Origin of the sequence: Mariniflexile soesokkakense (assembly GCF_039650365.1) — a bacterium.
GTDB lineage: Bacteria > Bacteroidota > Bacteroidia > Flavobacteriales > Flavobacteriaceae > Mariniflexile > Mariniflexile soesokkakense.
The window spans coordinates 411,462-429,207 of sequence record NZ_JAZHYP010000002.1; the positions used below are offsets into that span (position 1 = coordinate 411,462).

Annotated in this window: 9 protein-coding genes; 4 read left to right on the forward strand and 5 right to left on the reverse strand. The window is 34.8% G+C overall.

Features of this window, described 5'->3' with window-relative positions; translation table 11 throughout:
* Positions 1-8 precede the first annotated feature (8 nt).
* From VP395_RS05665 to VP395_RS05685, 5 genes are read right to left on the reverse strand one after another with little or no spacing between them, the layout of a single operon-like run.
* Positions 9-1,082, reverse strand: coding sequence for a glycoside hydrolase family protein (locus tag VP395_RS05665; protein ID WP_346240777.1), 1,074 nt, complete (start codon positions 1,080-1,082; stop codon positions 9-11).
* A complete protein-coding gene (locus VP395_RS05670) occupies positions 1,083-4,514 on the reverse strand; it encodes a DUF4450 domain-containing protein (protein WP_346240778.1) in 3,432 nt (1,143 codons plus the stop codon).
* Between the two features lie 48 nt (positions 4,515-4,562).
* The gene (locus VP395_RS05675; protein ID WP_346240779.1) at positions 4,563-5,942 is read right to left on the reverse strand and encodes a glycoside hydrolase family 88/105 protein; all 1,380 of its coding nucleotides are present in this window, start codon (positions 5,940-5,942) and stop codon (positions 4,563-4,565) included.
* A 20-nt stretch (positions 5,943-5,962) separates the two neighbouring features.
* On the reverse strand, positions 5,963-7,255 hold the full coding sequence (locus VP395_RS05680) for a DUF4861 domain-containing protein (RefSeq protein ID WP_346240780.1): 1,293 nt from the start codon (positions 7,253-7,255) through the stop codon (positions 5,963-5,965).
* Positions 7,256-7,281: 26 nt separating this feature from the next.
* Complete coding sequence (locus VP395_RS05685) at positions 7,282-8,760, reverse strand: glycoside hydrolase family 28 protein (RefSeq protein WP_346240781.1); 1,479 nt, start codon at positions 8,758-8,760, stop codon at positions 7,282-7,284.
* Positions 8,761-9,023: 263 nt separating this feature from the next.
* Here VP395_RS05685 and VP395_RS05690 point away from each other — a divergent pair, with 263 nt between their 5' ends.
* The 4 genes from VP395_RS05690 (at position 9,024) to VP395_RS05705 (ending at position 17,730) form a co-directional block, all read left to right on the forward strand.
* Complete coding sequence (locus tag VP395_RS05690; RefSeq protein ID WP_346240782.1) at positions 9,024-10,070, forward strand: GntR family transcriptional regulator; 1,047 nt, start codon at positions 9,024-9,026, stop codon at positions 10,068-10,070.
* A gap of 103 nt (positions 10,071-10,173) precedes the next feature.
* The gene (locus tag VP395_RS05695; protein WP_346240783.1) at positions 10,174-11,478 is read left to right on the forward strand and encodes a rhamnogalacturonan acetylesterase; all 1,305 of its coding nucleotides are present in this window, start codon (positions 10,174-10,176) and stop codon (positions 11,476-11,478) included.
* A 6-nt stretch (positions 11,479-11,484) separates the two neighbouring features.
* Entirely contained in the window at positions 11,485-14,334 is a 2,850-nt protein-coding gene (locus VP395_RS05700; RefSeq protein ID WP_346240784.1) for a glycoside hydrolase family 2 protein, read from the forward strand.
* A gap of 327 nt (positions 14,335-14,661) precedes the next feature.
* Entirely contained in the window at positions 14,662-17,730 is a 3,069-nt protein-coding gene (locus VP395_RS05705; protein ID WP_346240785.1) for a SusC/RagA family TonB-linked outer membrane protein, read from the forward strand.
* Positions 17,731-17,746: the final 16 nt, after the last annotated feature.

A 17,746-nucleotide genomic window follows, 5' to 3' on the forward strand; every position in this document is an offset into this window, starting at 1 on the left:
TTTAATATTTAGTTTATTTTAAAGATAAAGCCTGAAGCTGTTTCATACTTTCCCCCTTGAGATGCCGTATACAAATAGGTTGGTTTTCCATTTTGAAACAATATTTGTGGGCGTTCTGCGCGCCCATAACGGTTTAAATGTTTTGGAGCTGGTGGCTGTGTTACATATTTTTCTAATTCCTGATAGCCTATTTGGGGTTCAGACCAATGTTTTCCATCATCAGAATCCATGTAAAGCCCTTTATCAATCCCAAATACTCCCAAATCTCTTGCGAGCATTTTAAACTTCCTATCGTACCAAACAAAAGCATCTTCGCATTGTTGATTATTTCCCATATTGTGAAAATCAATCACTGGATTGCCTTCATATTTAATATAAGGCCCGTGCAACGATTTTGCAATGGCCAATCCATATTTTCGATTACCTCTAACTTCAAACTTCGGGTTTACATAACCTTCGGTATCAAACGATTTATAATATAACCAATACTCGCCATTTGGGTGTTTTAAAAAAGATGGATTTGTTGTACAATGATCGTCCCATTCACCTTCGTTTCCAGGATATAATAATGGTTCATCTGGTCGTTTCCATGGCCCATAAAGTGAATCTGAAATTGCCAATCCAATACGCTGTGTATCTAGTTTTCTATTGGAGTTGCCCATAAAAAACAAAGCATACTTTCCGTCAACAAAATGAATATTGGGGTTATGGCAAGTTGTCGCATCCCAATAGCCTTCACCACGAGGAGCCAACACAGTACTTATATATTCATATGGCCCTTCGGGTTTATCTGCTACAGCATGAGCAATTTCCGAACTATTAGTCCAACCACTCATGGTTTTTTCTTTTGGCCATCGTGAAAAAAACACATGTATTTTGCCATCGGGACCTTCAATAGGGCTATTGCACCACACAAAATAATCTTCAAACTCTAAAGCGCGTCCAACAGGGGTTAATCGTTTTTCAAAATCTGACAAGGGAAATTGTTGCATATTTCCGCTAAAAAGCTTACTCGCCTGCATGGGCAAACATGCACCTAAAGAAGCAAGAACTGAAGTTGATATAAATTCTTTTCTATTCATTTAATTTCTCACTAAAGTTACACTCATTAACCCAATTACCACTTCATTTGCGATAGCATTAACCTCAATCTTTTTTAAAGTTTTGTTCCCATTTAACGGTAAATCTAAAATAGTTGCTGCTCCTCCATCAATACCAAAATCGGCAAAACCTTTTATAGCTGTAAAATCTTTAAAATCTCTTGTAATAATTCCAGATTTTAAATATACCCTTGGCGGTTTTGGTGCATCGGTTGTAAAGGCTAAACCATCTACAAAATAATCTTGTTCAATAGGCCACCAATTTTCTGGGTTTTTTAATTCTAATTTTTCAATAGTTCCGTCAATATAAGTGACTATTATTTCTCCGTTAACAAATCTACTCTGCATTGGATTTGTAGTTCCAGCCATCAAAAAATATGCATGGGTTGCTTTACCCGAAAGAGGTAATTCGATTGACTTCGGAAAATTATCCCATTGAGAGACAAAGGCTATATTGCTTTTATTTGCTTCTGAAGGCGTGCTAAAAGGAATATTCTGGGGACTTACAATCGTATTTTTCGCTCCCGCTTTTTGGCGTAATCCAGAATCATCCATAATTGGTTTTATGAACGGGTAACACCAGTTACCAATGCCCTGAGTTGGTATTTGTAGGGTTGGTGATGTTGGTCTCGGGCTTAAATATTGTTGTTCAAAAACATCAGTTAATTTGTTGTTAAAAATAGTTTCTAAAGAAATTTTTTCAAACATAGTGTTTGATGGTAATACATTATCCCAATTTTGAAATCTGGAAATTTCCTCTTTTTCAGGAACCACTTTTAAATGAATAGGTTGCCACCTTAGCATATCGTTTTGTTTCAATTGAATAAAGAATGTTCTACTTCCTTCTATTGAATTAATTGTGAAATCTAATTGATACTTTGTTCTCTTTACTTCTGAAATTGAAACTTGTGGATCGTAAACTTTAACAATTTCTGCTTTTGAAGTTTTAAACTGAAGTTTTTTATTTTGATGTCCTTCAAATTCAAATTTAGATTGCTCTAGCCTATCGCCTTTTAACTTAATTTCGAGAGTATATTGTTTTTGATACGGACTTTCAATAATAATTTTAGGATAACCAATGGCTGTTTCATCAAATTTCCATGCGACTTTTTGATCGTTAATTTTAACATACTCGACACCTTCATTTAAAACATCAACAGAAAAATGAAGTTTCATGTCTTTTTTAAATTTTGAATGGATAACATATCTATGCCCCTTTTTTAATTTACTGTAAGCAATAGAAATATCTGGAATATCTAACGAAGCATAATTCCAATCTTTAGGGAAGCCTGATTTTATATACAACGTGTTTTCAATAGCATTGGGTTGAATCCCAAACAAACCTTCCACTAAAGAACGTGCAGCCATGGCAATGGGGTCGGCAAAATCGCGGTACAATTCGCCTCGAATCGCATCATAATAAGACAACTGTTGAAAACTCCCAGGTGATGCTCCTAAATACATACTTTCAACTAAGGCACTTTGCCATAATTTAAAGGCTTCTTCGCTTCTGCCACCTTGCCAATACGCTAAAGCCGCATGTAAATTTTCAGCTAGTGCTACATTGTTAACAGACCATGTATAAGGTTGCCAGTTTGTTGTTGAAACGAGCTGTAAATCTTTAAACGGCAAACCTTCAGCTTTTACGGGAATATGTGGTATTTCAGTATCAACATACCTCAAAGATTCATAGGCTTGAAATGGGTTTGCAACCTCTTCATCTAAAGCGTGATAAATAGTCCAAAGTCCTGGAGTATCATGCACCAATTGCCCTCCTAACAAGTCTTTGTATTCTGCAAAAACACCTTTTTCAGGTATCCATAATTTACTTTCTATAGCCGATTTAATATGTTTAGCTTCTTTGGTGTATGGCTCGGGATTTTCACCCAAAAGTTTAGCAATGCTTGCTGCTAACACATTACAACTATAATTATATGCGGAAGCATAGGTAACGCCGCCTCCAGAATATTGCAACGCATCACTCGCCCAAATGGTGGCGTAAGCATCGTAAAGCCCATCATTGTCCGCATCAAAATTTCGTTTTTCCCAAGCGATGTGGCGCTTTATAACAGGCCATATTTCTTTCATAAAATCCAAATCGCCCGTCCATTTATAATGACGAAGGATTTGATTAATAAACACCGAATTCATATCGTAATGATGCGCTACTGTGTTATTATTCGGGTGTCTACTAATATAACCACTACTAAACATGGCGGTTCCTAAAACTTCTTTTTGTCTGGCGAAATTTCTAAACGTATCCAATACCACAGGACCTGTTTCGGGTTCTATAACTTGTGAATTACCATAAGCTTTAAAATGTGTTTCAGCTCTATCATGCCAGCCTAATGGATTGGCAACTGAAGCACCTCTCCAAGCATTTAGGTGCATGCGCCATGCTATGGAACCATGCAAAAAGGCTGGCGATTCCCAAATAGCGTCACCAGCAATTGCTAAAGCACCACCCAACGTGTTGATATAAATATCTGGGGTTTTTAAAGCAACTCTTGAAGCTAATTGCCTTACTTTTTGTAGAGCTTTATTAAATTCTGACTCTAATTGTTTTTGGGTTGTAGAAACAACGGCATCATTATTTTCTAACTTCCATAGTAATGTGTCATTAGAATTCAAATTGATTTTACCAATTATGACAGGCAACTTATCAACTTTAGATTCAAATAATTCAATGGGTTTTATTTCAAGATTTGCATCAACAAGTTTCACATCAGACTTTGGAAAATAGCCTACTATATTTCTATTATTTCCTGTTTTTTGTTTGTTGTTTTCCGAACCAAAATTCAACAAAAAACTTTCGTTTTGAAATGTATATTTATTATTAATACAATATTCAGGTTGCAAATAAAATACCGATTCTGGGTCGGCGCCAATATCACCATCACGACTAAATTTTTTGCCACTGGCACCACCATAGAGCCAAACCAAATCGACATTTTTAGGAATGTTTTCGGTTTCAACTTTCAAAATCATGGATTCGTTTTCGGCATGAGCAACCACTTGTATTTTAATAACGCCATTTTGCAATAGGGCATCCCTAATCTCATACAACATAACCCCAGGATTGTATCGTGTCTCAATAGAATCGGAGGTTGTAATCCATTTGCTTGATGTTTCAGTTATAATTCCTAACTTAAAATTACCACCCATACCAGGCATATAAAGTGCAAACTCAGGCAAATCGCCCGCTTCAACCCTAAAACCTGTATTGGTTCCATATAAAGCTCTATTAAACTTTCTGGAACCGTTTTTTAAAATAAAACTTTCGCCCTCAGGAGCATAATGGATTTTTCTGGTTTTAGTATTTGAAGTTGCTTCTTCTTGAGCCGATACTTGAAATACCATGCCAATTAAATGAAATAAAAAAAAGTATTTTATACAGGATCTAAATATGTACATCTAAATAATTTATTGAATGAATTCTGATTTCAGCAATTAATTACACCACTACTTTTTTGATTTTAATTGTAGTGAACTATCATTGATTTCAAATTCATTTGCTTTCAATAATTGAATAATTTCGGCTCCTGCCAATAAAACTGGCCCGTAACCATGTGCTGCAAACACATTAATAGGTCTATAATAATAAAAGGCTGGATCAAAGCCCATACCGGTACCAACACAAGTACCTTCAACATAACCTTTCTCATTAACTTTTGTAGACACGGCATTCCACCCAAGTATCACCACAGGCGAATAAGCTGCCTTATCAATATAACCTCTGTTAATGGCTCGGGCAATAGCATATGTGTAAATGGCCGTTGCAGAGGTTTCTAAATAAGTATCATTACGATCTATTAACTGATGCCAAAAACCTGTACCGTCTTGATAATGTACCAAACCTTTTATGTGCGCACGCAATTGTTTTAAAACATCTTGGTATCCAGCATGATCTTTAGGTAAAACTTCTAACAATTCAACAAGCGTCATAACTGCCCAACCATTGGCACGTGCCCAATGAAATTGCGGATGTTCTTCCATTGATTGTACCCACCCATGCATGTATAAACCATTTTGACTATTAAACATTCTTTCTGAAAATTGACGTACTTGTTTCACAGCATCGTCGTAGTATTTTACATCGTCTGTTAATTTGCCCATTTGTGCCAATGCCGGTACACTCATAAACAAATCGTCTAGCCACAGCGTATTAGGTTGCGGCCTGTTTCTAGCCAATGTACCATCTGACAATCTAAATTCTTTATTACTTATGTATTCCATAAAGTTATCAATCAAGGGTCTTAAATCTGCATGTAATCCTGCTCTTTGTGCTTTAATCATGGCAGCACAAACAGCCCCAGCATCATCTAAAGCTTCAGGGTGCAGCGATTGAATAATTGGCGAAGGATAGTTTTCATCCTTTTTTAGCATTTTGGTATAAAACGGTGCTATATCGGCAATAAGTTTTAAACGTTTGTTGGTGTAATTGGCGTATTTAGAATCGCCTGTTGCTTCGGTAACCAACAGCATACCTGCATAAGTAACGCCCCATTCGTAACTTGTTAACCTAAAAACTCCTGGCTCAAAAACAGTATTTTCATCTAACTTATTTAGATTGACAACTTCTTTATTAGTTTTCGAATCTATTAATCTAGAGGCTGTTTTATTTTCCAAAAAATTATAAACCCTATCTAAAGTAGCTGTAATAGCTTCAACCGATTGCGCACCGTAAGGTGTTGGATATTCCGGTTGTAAAAGATGTAACGGTGTTGTAACATCATTTAATGGCTCTTGTGCTTTAATATTCAAAGAAAAGCCAAACATAAGAGCTACAATAGTTATTGGTTTTAAAAGGCCAATTCTGCCAAAAGATTGATTTGTTTTCATGTACTAATTAGTTTAATTGTTTAGTTTGTTATTTCAATTTTTATTTCCGTAGATAATTGATTGTTTAGTTGTTTTAGATACGTTTCAAAATACGTTTTATCGGCAAACTTAGCATCACTAAGCTCCCAACAACCAACTGCATAATAACTTATTGGTTCGTTATTTGAAATTTTAAGTTTTGCTAAAAATGTATTAGTTACATTTCCTGTTTCTGGCGCTTCCGTGTAACCTAAATACTTGTCTTTTGGAAGGATTAATGCCATACCTAACCACCAACCTTTGTCATAGGTTTGTTTGTCGTGGGTATATAACACAATAAAAGTGTCATTTTCGTCAATTACAGATAATCGACTATTGTTATTAATATTAACCAACCCTACCGCTAAATTTTCATCACCTTGAAGCCCTGAAACTGCCACGGTATTTTGATAGCCATACATCCCCGGCCAAATGGATGTTTTTTCTTCAACAGTATAGATTCTATCACTATTTGGTTTCCAGTTTTGGTAACTGTAAGTTAAAACAGATTTTAAAGGGCCTTCTGTTTGAATTTTAAATGTGGTTTTTTCAATATTATTAATAGAATCGTTCACCGTAACTCCTAAACGCATTAAATCTGTATCGGTAATCAAGGCATAACCACCAAGTCCAACCGAATTTCCAACAGCTAAAATATCGCGCCCCCAATCTTCCATAACATGGTAATTATCTTCTACTTCTCCTTTAGAATTTACCCCAACCGTTTCTGGAGATATTTGATCCGTTTTTTTGCCAAAAAGGTCTTTAGCATTTCTTCCATCTAAATAATGTCTGAAACCAACTTTGTCGTTTTCCCAGGACGGCCCATCAGTTTGATATCGCTGATAACCTAAACTTTTAGGCAATTCACTAGGCAACAAAACCTCTTCCAAAGCAGGTTTTACAGGGCTATCAATAGCCGAACGCTTTCCAAATCGAGCACTTGTTCTAACCACATAATTGGGTTGTATGTTAACCCATTTTAGTTGAATGACTTTCTTTTCGTTTGAAGAAAAATTAGTGACAAAAAACAGTTCGTCCCAGTTGCCATCACCATCTATATCATTCAATTGCGATGGAATGGTATCCGATCCTGAAACTAGCAGTGGATATATATTGATACTATCGGTATTTTTAAGTTGATTTCTTTTTATTGAAACTGTTTTATCTGTTAATTTAACATCTGAACTGTTTGTTAACAAGATATTGGTTTGTTCTTCTTTTGAAGTTTTGCATGATGCCAAGAGTCCTGCAACAATCACTATGGTTAAGCTACTTTTAATTAGTTTTTTCATCACTTATACTTTTATTTATTAACCTATTATTCCGATTTATAAACCGATTCTGGAAAATCAATTTCAGTTGTGCTTTCCAAAGTTACTTTAGAATTGTCTTTCGAAAATATTTTTACATTATTAAGCTTCCAATGGGCACTATAACTTATTTGCCCTGCCTTTTCAGCTTCAATATGCACATTATTCAACGTGACGTTGCTAATTACTGAACGCTCCATTCCACTAACATTAATAGCTGTTTCAGCGCCTTTTATATGAATGTTATTGAGACTGATATTTCTAAACGTTGGAATTCCTTTTGATGCTGGTTCAACCTTTTGAAGCATTTTTTTCCAATGCTCTGGAATAGAATCTTTATTAAATTCGTCTGGCAATTTTGAGTAACTGTAATTAGGGTTCCAATTCATACCTACTTGCATAAAAGCCCCCACTTTTTCCATGGTAATGTTTTCCATATAAATATCTTCAACCGTACCACCTCTATTGGTTGCCGATTTAATATTCAGGCCATTTTTAGTGCCCAATCCTTGAATGTTGGAAACGTAAACATGACGAATACTTCCAGATGTTTCACTTCCTAAAGTAAATAACCCTGCGCCTTGTCTTGCTATACAGTTTTTAATTACCACATACTCGGTTGGTTTATTAACCCGTTGCCCATCCCAATCTCTACCAGCTTTTAAACAAAAATTATCATCATTACAATCGATGTCACAATTTTGCACCAGTATCCATTTTGAAGAGTCGATATCAATACCATCGGTACTTGGACCATGGCCGCCAATATTATTCTTAATTTTCAAACCATCAACGGTAATATATTCTGAATACAGTACTTGAACCGTCCAGAAACCAGCTCTTTGAACATTTAAATCTTTAACAAAAACATTTTTTGAGTTAGAAACTAAAATAGTTCTTGGGCGTTTAGCATCATAATCTACTATCCAACGCAAACCTCTGGGTTCGTAATCCCTTCTTAAATCCCAATAATAATCCCAAAACACTTTACCTTGTCCGTCAATTATGCCTTCGCCTTCAATAATCACATTTTTTTGGTCAATAATATTTATTAATGCTGCAGGCCATATCATTTCAATACCAGCAACACGAGTATCTATTTCTTTATAGTCCTTAATGTTTTCACTCCCTTTAACTTCTACACCTTTCGGCACTAAAAACCTAATGCCTTCTTGTATAAAAATAGAACCTGTTAAATAGGCACCTGGTTTAAAAGTAACTGTACCACCTCCGTTTTTCGCACAGGCATCAATGGTTTTTTGAATTGCCTCTGTGTTCATTGATTTACCATCATTAATGGCTCCAAAATCGTTTACGAAATAGGTTTTATTGTTAATACTAAAAGTATTTGCCCCTACTTTATATACCCAATCCGGCTTAAACTTATCTTTTAAAACTGTTTTCTTAGTGTTCAGCGTAACATGTTGCTTACACGATAGCATTGAACAAACAATTAATAGAATAGAAAGGCATTTTATTTTTTTCATATTTATAATTAAAAAGAATTAAAGGTAAATTTAGAATAATGAAAAAGAGAATGTATCCTGTACATACATGAAATTTTATATTAAACTAATCTCTAGATTCCTATTTAATGTAAGTTAAATAACAATGAAACATACTGTTACACAAACAATAATGCTAGAAGCCTACCAAAAAATTGATTGGATTAGTATATACAGTAACATTTTTATGCTAATTTTGCTAAATACGCTTTATTTTTAAATATATATAAATATTATTCTAGTCTATGTCCCAAATAATAGAAATAAAAATTAATGAATCTTCTCGTATTCCAAAATACAAACAAATTGTAGATTCTATAATTAACGATATTTCAAAGGGAAAATTAAAAATTGGCGAAAAAATACCATCCATAAATGAGTTAAGCGAATCTTGTTACCTTTCTAGGGATACCGTTGAAAAAGCATATAAACAACTTAAGGAGCAAAAGGTTATTATATCTGTTAAAGGAAAAGGTTATTACACAGCTAAAACCGATTTGATTTCTAAAATTCAAATCTTCTTTATGATCAATAAGTTAAGTTCTTATAAAATGATGATTTACAATTCGTTTGTTAACAGTATTGGCATAAATGGCCATGTAACGTTATCTGTTTATCATTGTGAAGAATCGCTTTTTGCCAGAACATTAGAAAGAAACCTTGGCGCTTTTGATTATTATGTGATTATGCCCCATTTTAAAACAGACGATTTAAATCATGTAAGTACCACTAATGTGGTAAAAGATATGATTGAGAAAATCCCTAAAGACAAACTAATAATTTTAGACAATAACAAACTAGAAATTAGTGGAAATTATGGTGCAGTATATCAAGATTTTCAAGAAGACATTTACGATGCGCTACAAAAAGGCTTAAAAAAACTTAAGAAATATGGCAAGTTAGTTTTAGTGTATCCGTTAAAATCAGTTTATCCTTACCCACTAAGAATTGTTCATGGTTTTAGAAAATTTTGTTCAAAATACAACTTCGATTTTGAAATTTTAAACGAAATTTATGACGATATGGATTTAGACAGCAAAGATACTTACATCATTATTGAAGAAAACGATTTGGTTAATTTAGTAAGGCAAGTTCGCGCCAAAGACCTTAAATTAGGAAAAGACATAGGTATTATCTCATATAACGATACACCATTAAAAGACCTTTTAGGCATTAATGTAGTAAGCACCCATTTTAAAGCCATGGGTGAAACTGCTGCTGATTTGGTTTTAAATAATAAAATGGAAAAAGTTAAAAATGTTTTTGAATATATAAAGCGCAAATCTGTTTAACTTTAAGCAAATTTTTTAATAAATTCTCAAAGATTCATCATTGTACATCATAGTACAGGATGGATCTTTTTTTTTTTGAAGATATTTTAGTGAAAAATTATGAATGAAAAACTCAAAACTTTCTTTTTTGCTGCTTTTAAGTATCGCTTTCTTTTTTAATGCTACGGCACAAAATGAACTAAGTAAAAGTTTTTATTTTGGAGCTAAAGCAAACGAAAACAATGCCATTCCCATAAATAGTCCAATCTCTTATAATGATGAGTTAGGGTACGGTTTCGATTTTCAATCTACCGGAAACATAACATTCAAAAAAAACTTCATCACCAGTAAACAAAGTATTTACTTCTCTGTAAAACTTCCCGAAGGCAATTACAAAATAGATGTAGTTTTAGGTGGTAAAAAATGTTCTAAAACAACTGTAAAAGCAGAATCTAGAAGATTAATGCTAAAAGAAATAACTTTAGAAAAAAACGGTACTGAGCAGCACTCGTTCACAGTAAATGTGAGGTCTCCTAAAATTAATGACACAGCACATATTAAAATTAAAGACCGCGATAAAAACCAGCTAAACTGGGATGACAAACTAACTTTGGAATTCTCTGGAACTGCGATGGTTCAAAGTATAAACATAGCGCCTGCTACCAATGTAAAAACCCTGTTTTTAGCGGGAGATTCTACCGTAACCGACCAAGATCAAGAACCTTGGGCATCTTGGGGGCAATTTATTACCAATTATTTTTCAAGTGATGTTGTTATAGCCAATTATGCCGAATCTGGTGCTACACTAAGTTCATTTAAAGGCGCAAACCGATTGAACAAAATATTAACCTTTATGAAGCCAAACGATTATGTTTTTATAGAGTTTGGGCATAACGATGAAAAAATAAAAGGCGAAGGAAACGGTGCTTGGGGGTTATACAAAAACTCACTAATCGAATTTATTACTAAATTTAGAGAAAAAGGTGGTTTTCCTATATTGGTAACACCAACACAACGTAGAGCTTTTAACAAAGATGGAACTTTAAAACCTACCCATGGTGATTTTCCTGATGCTATGCGAAAGGTTGCAGTAGAATTACAAGTACCTTTAATTGACATTACCGAAATGACCACGTACATGTATGAAAATTGGGGAGATGAACCCTCTAGAAAAGCGTTTGTGCAATACCCTGCAAACACATTTCCAGGACAGACAGAAAAACTAGAAGACAACACACACTTTAATGGTTTTGGCGCCAATGAAATTGCCAAATGCATTGCTCAAAGCATTAAAGATTTAAAATTGGATATTGCTCAATACTTAAAACCAGGTTTACCAAACTACAATCCTAAAAACCCTGACAGTTTTAACGATTGGACTTTACCAATGAGCACACGATTTGAAAACACTAAACCAGACGGTAACTAAAACATTATGACACATAAAAATACACTTATTGCATTTTTTACTTTTCTTATTTCTTTAAATTTTTCAGCACAGGAAACGCAAAAAATATACTTATCGGGTAAAGATTTTAAAAACCCCGTAAAATGGGATTTTATGTGTACCGATGGGAACAACAGCAAAATATGGAGCACTATAAACGTGCCTTCAAACTGGGAATTACAAGGTTTTGGAACCTACACTTATGGCAGATGGTATAAAGAGTTAGATGAAAAAGAACCTAGCAAAGAAGAAGGGTTCTACAAATATAAATTCAATATCCCTGCAAACTATAAAGGCAAAAACATCACCATAATTTTTGGCGGAGCCATGACCGATACCGAGGTGAAAATAAATGGTAAATCAGCAGGCGAAACACATCAAGGTGGCTTTTATGAATTTAAGTTCGATATTACCTCCTTAGTGAACTATGGTGCAGAAAACCTGTTGGAAGTTCATGTATCTAAACACTCAAGCAACAACACCGTAAATAATGCGGAACGTAAAACCGATTGGTGGTTGTTTGGTGGCATTTACCGCCCGGTTTGGTTAGAAGTATCACCTAAATCGTACATAGAACATGTTGCCGTTGATGCAAAAATGGATGGTTCGCTTACTGCCGATTTAGACTTTGCAAACCTTCCTAAAAACGCAAGTATCGAAGCTAGCATCACGCCTATTGGAGATACTAAAACACATCCAACCATTAATATTCCTTTAAATCAAAAGGAAAATTCTCAAACCATACATGCCAAATGGAGCGATGTAAACACTTGGGATCCAGAATCACCTAATCTATACACGCTAACTTTAACTTTAAAAACCAAGAACGAAACGCTTCATACCTATGAAACAAAAATAGGTTTCAGAACATTGGAGTTTCTTAAAAAAGACGGCATTTATGTTAATGGTAAAAAAATTATCATGAAGGGCATCAACAGGCATACTATTTGGCCAGAATCCGGTAGAAGCACCGATAAAGCTATTAGTGTTCTTGATGTCAACTTATTAAAAGACATGAATATGAATGCGGTGCGTTTTCACTATCCGCCAGATACTCATTTCTTAGAAGTTTGCGATTCTTTAGGGCTTTTTGTTTTGAATGAAGTAGCAGGATGGCAAAACGGTTACGACACCAAAACGGGCACTAAATTAATTAAAGAAACGGTACGGCGCGATGTCAACCACCCATCGGTTATTATTTGGGATCATGGCAATGAAGGTGGTTGGAATTACAATATAGACCATGTTTTCCATGAACACGACCCACAAAAGCGAATTGTGATTCATCCTTGGGCAGACTTTAATGGCTGGGACACTCACCACTACCCTACCTATTTAACTGGTATGCACCGCTTTAACAATGGCGAAAACGTATTTTTACCAACCGAATTTATGCACGGTACTTACGACAACGGTATCGGCGCCGGTTTGGAAGATTTTTGGAAACGCTATAAGCAGAGTCCGCTTTTTGCCGGTGGTTTTATCTGGGCTATGTTAGACGAAGCTGTATTACGAACCGATTGGACGGGTGACCAAAAATATGATTCCAAAGGCTCGCTTGCTGCCGATGGGGTTTTAGGCCCCCATCGAGAAAAAGAAGGTAGTTTCTTTACCGTAAAAGAAGTGTGGTCGCCTATTCAGTTCGAACCAAAACTAATAACTTCAAAATTTGATGGTTCGTTCCTAATAACAAATGACTACATATATACCAATTTAAACGAATGTAAATTAGAATACCGTGTATTAAAAACGGCTAACAATATCCTTTATACCAACGACAAAGCTGAAGTTATTGACTCAAACACCATTTATCTTGAAAGTATTGAACCTGGAGAAACCAGAAAAATTCATTTTGAAGTTCCTAAAAACTTTTTTGAAGGTGATTGGTTAGAAATTACCGCACACGACAAACATGGTAGAGAAATTTATACTTGGTCGTGGCCAATTCATCGCGCTCCCTATTTTGCCAACAAGTTAATAGCCAAAGTAGCCTCAACAAGAACAGCTACAGCTACTAAATTAGAAGGCAACATTCTTTTATCTAGCGAAAAACTCCGTGTTAATTTAAACGCTACAACCGGCGAAATTACAAGTATTGAAAACAATCAAGGAAATGTACCTTTTGTTAATGGTCCAAAACCTATTGGTATGAAAGCTAAAGTTGAAAATGTTTCCATAGAGCAAACCATGGATGGTGCTGTATGCTTTTTTAACTATTTCGGTGGTATTCATTCCATAAAGTGGACTTTATTTAACGATGGAAGACTAAAAATGGAAATGATTATCTTAAAGGATGCTGGCAGAAATGATGGCTTTGACGGGTCTGCTTTTGAAGATAAAATTAGTAAGCTTGGTATCACGTTCGATTATCCTGAAGAAGGTGTAGAAAGCATGAAGTGGTTAGGAAATGGTCCTTACCACGTTTGGAAAAACAGAATAAAAGGCACCACATTTGGTGTTTGGAAAAAAGACTACAACAATACCATAACAGGCGAAAGTTTTGAAAATTTGGTTTACCCAGAATTTAAAGGTTACCATGCGAATTTAATAGGCGCCAATCTTAAAACAAAAAAAGGAGATGTTAAATTTTTCAGTGAAAACGATAAACTTTTTTTAAGATTATTTACGCCCGATTTGCCTAAACATGCTTTTAAAGGCACTTATCCGCAACCAGAATTTCCAGATGGCAACATTTCGTTTATGTATGAAATACCTGCAATGCGTGCTTTTAAACCTTTAGAACACCAAGGTCCAGAAAGCCAACCTACTAACATTCGAATAAAAAGTGGTGATGATGGCATACCAATGACTTTATGGTTTGATTTTAGGGATAATTAAGCTTTAACAAGAAATACCACTTACAGCACAATACCACTTACAAAAAGCAGCAATAAACAATTTTATGAAAAACGTGTAAGTACAGGATGGTTTAACAAATAATTAACTTTTAATTTGGTATACTAAACTATTTAAACTTTTAAACAACTATTATATGAAATAAAATTACACTACTTCCACCTTCCTCTAATTTTAAAATTGAGTAAAATTCTTCAAAACTCAAAATAAAATTAATTCTATTTGTTATTGTTATTCAATTTAAACAAATAAGAGGCAATCGATTGCGCTTAACATTTAAACTATTTATAAACAAAAACTAAACTAGTTATGAAACAATTATTTTTAAAGTATTTATTTCTTGTTTCTATTGTGCTTTCTGGTCTTGTAGCAAATGCGCAAGAAAAAATAATTACCGGAAACATAAAAGACACAAATGGTGTACCATTGCCAGGAGTTAATATACTGGTAAAAAACACTACACGAGGTGCACAAACAGATTTTGATGGAAATTTCACTATTAATGCTAAACAAGGTGAAATTTTAGTAATTTCTTTTGTTGGTATGAAAACAACAGAAGTTAACGTAGACTCTAAATCAAACTATACCATTACTTTGCAAGAAGATGCAGCGCAACTTGATGAAGTTGTTGTAGTTGGTTATGGCGTTCAAAAGAAAAGAGATGTAACTGGAGCACTTGTTAGTGTAAATTCCGAAGATATAGCATCTCGTCCTGTTAACAATGCCATCGAAGCTATGCAAGGTAAAGCTGCTGGTATCGATATCTCTTCAAATGAACGACCAGGTCAAGTAGGAACAATACGAATTCGTGGGCAACGTTCTATCACTGGATCAAACAGCCCGCTTTATGTTGTTGATGGTATCCCTTTAAATTCTGGAGGTATTGACTTTATAAATCCAGTAGATATCGAATCTATAGACGTATTAAAAGATGCTTCTGCAACCGCCGTTTTTGGATCGCGTGGAGCAAATGGGGTTATTATTGTAACTACTAAAAAAGGTAAAAGTGGGAAATTCACTTTAAATTACGACACTGCCGTTACAACAGAAAGAATTATTGAAAGAGCACCAATTATGAATGCTGGCGACTATATTGAATTACGTCGTTGGGCAAAACATTATGAAACCCCAACGGTATTTCCAAAAGGGAATGCCCCAACTATTGCTAATGACCGTATTATATTTTTTGATACTGGCGATCCTACTGCGTGGGCAAATATCGAGAAAGGATGGGCTGGTGGCACATGGGACGGTTCTAAATTAACCACCACCGATTGGGCTAAATTTGTAACACAAACTGGCATTACCAGACAGCAAACCTTAAGTGTTAGTGGTGGTACTGAAAAAATGAAAGCGTATGGGTCTTTTGGATACATTAATAACACAGGTACTTTAAAAGGACAAGGCTTCAAGCGTTATACAGGTATTGCTAATATTGATATTACACCTACCGATTGGTTTTCTATGGGGGCTAATCTTAATGTTAGTTATGGGGAAACTGAATTTGGTCAATCAACCGTAGGTAGATCGGCTGTAGCAACTTCTGCTGGTATTTACAATACTGCAAGACAAAACTTGCCCTATGCATTTCCTTTAGATGCTAATGGTAATAGAATTCAAAACCCAGGGGCAGATTCTACCATTAGAAACGTTTTAGACGAGCATAAATTATCACAAGATCAACGTTTAACCTTACGTGCTTTTGGTAGTTTTTATGCGCAATTAGATTTCGGCGGACTTATTCCTGCATTATCAGGTTTAAAATACCGTGTAAATTTTGGTCCAGATTTAACATCATTCCGTAATGGTGTATTTTTAGATGGTCAATCTTCAGCACGTTCAGGGACTAGTTTTGCTTCGTTAAATAAAGAACAATTGGTTTCTTATACATTAGATAATTTATTATTATATAACAAAACACTTGGTAAACACGATTTTGGTTTAACCTTATTACAAAGTAAAACACAATACGCAGAAGAGTCAAGCGCTATGTCTGCAGAAAACATTCCAATTACTGAAAGTAAATGGAATGCATTAACCCCTGTAAATGTTAACTTACGAAGCTACTCATCAAACTTTTTTGAAACAGGGCTATTCTCATACATGGGTAGAATTAACTATGGTTTTGATGATAAATACCTTCTAACAGCGTCACTACGTTATGATGCAGCTTCGCAATTAGCACCTGAAAACAAAGGTGATTATTTCCCTAGTGCATCTGTTGGTTGGCGTATAGATAAAGAAAACTTTTTACAAGGTATTTCTTGGTTAAATCAATTGAAACTAAGAGTTGGTTATGGTGTTGTTGGTAATGCTGCGGTAGATGCTTTTGAAACTCAGCCTCCGTTAGCACAAGTATTATACTCCTCATTTTCTGGTGTTAATAACAATGCAAAGCTAGGTAATGTTGAATTAGGTTGGGAAAGAACAACACAATACAACTACGGTATCGATTTTGGTGTCTTTAAAAATAGAGTTTCTGGAACTTTAGAGTATTACACCAGTGAAACCAATGATTTACTTTTAGCAAGAGCAATTCCAACTGTAAGTGGCTTTACAAATACCACTGCTAATATTGGACAAACTGAAAGTGAGGGTATAGAACTTACCTTAAATACTGTGAATGTAAGAACTGAAAATTTTGAGTGGAGTTCTAGCTTAAGTGCTTCATGGCAACAAAACGCAATTACAGAATTACAAAATGGTAAGTTTGATGATATTGTTAATAACCGTTTTATAGGCCAGCCGCAAGGTGTTATTTATGGCTTCGAATCGAATGGAATTTGGAGACCTGAAGATGCCGTAGAAATGCAAAAATTTAATGATGCTGCTGGCAGAACTGTTTTTACATTTGGAAATGCAAGACCCGTTGACCAAAATGGTGATTACTTAATTGATGCTAATAACGACCGTATTATTATTGGAACTACAGAGCCTAAATATATCCTTGGTTTAACAAACACCTTTAATTACAAAAACTTAGAATTATCATTCTTTGTTTACGGTCGTATGGGATATACATTCAACGCTGGGGGCGAAAACTTAAGTGGAAAAACAAGCCAAAGAGTCATTGATTATTATACTGATGACAATACGGATGCTGAATACCAAAAACCTATTTTCTCTGCAGGTACTGGCGATGTTTACAATGGTACTTTAGGGTATAGAAATGGTTCATTCTTAAAAATACGCAACGTATCTTTAGGGTATAACTTTGATGAAAACACTTTAGAAAAAATAGGCATCTCTAGATTACGGTTTTATTTACAAGCTACAAATCCAGGTATGATTTTCTCTAAAGTAGACTTTATTGATTTAGACACAGGTACTAGTTTTTCTAACAGAGGATTTACATTTGGTTTAAATGTTCAATTCTAAGATAAATTTTAAAAAA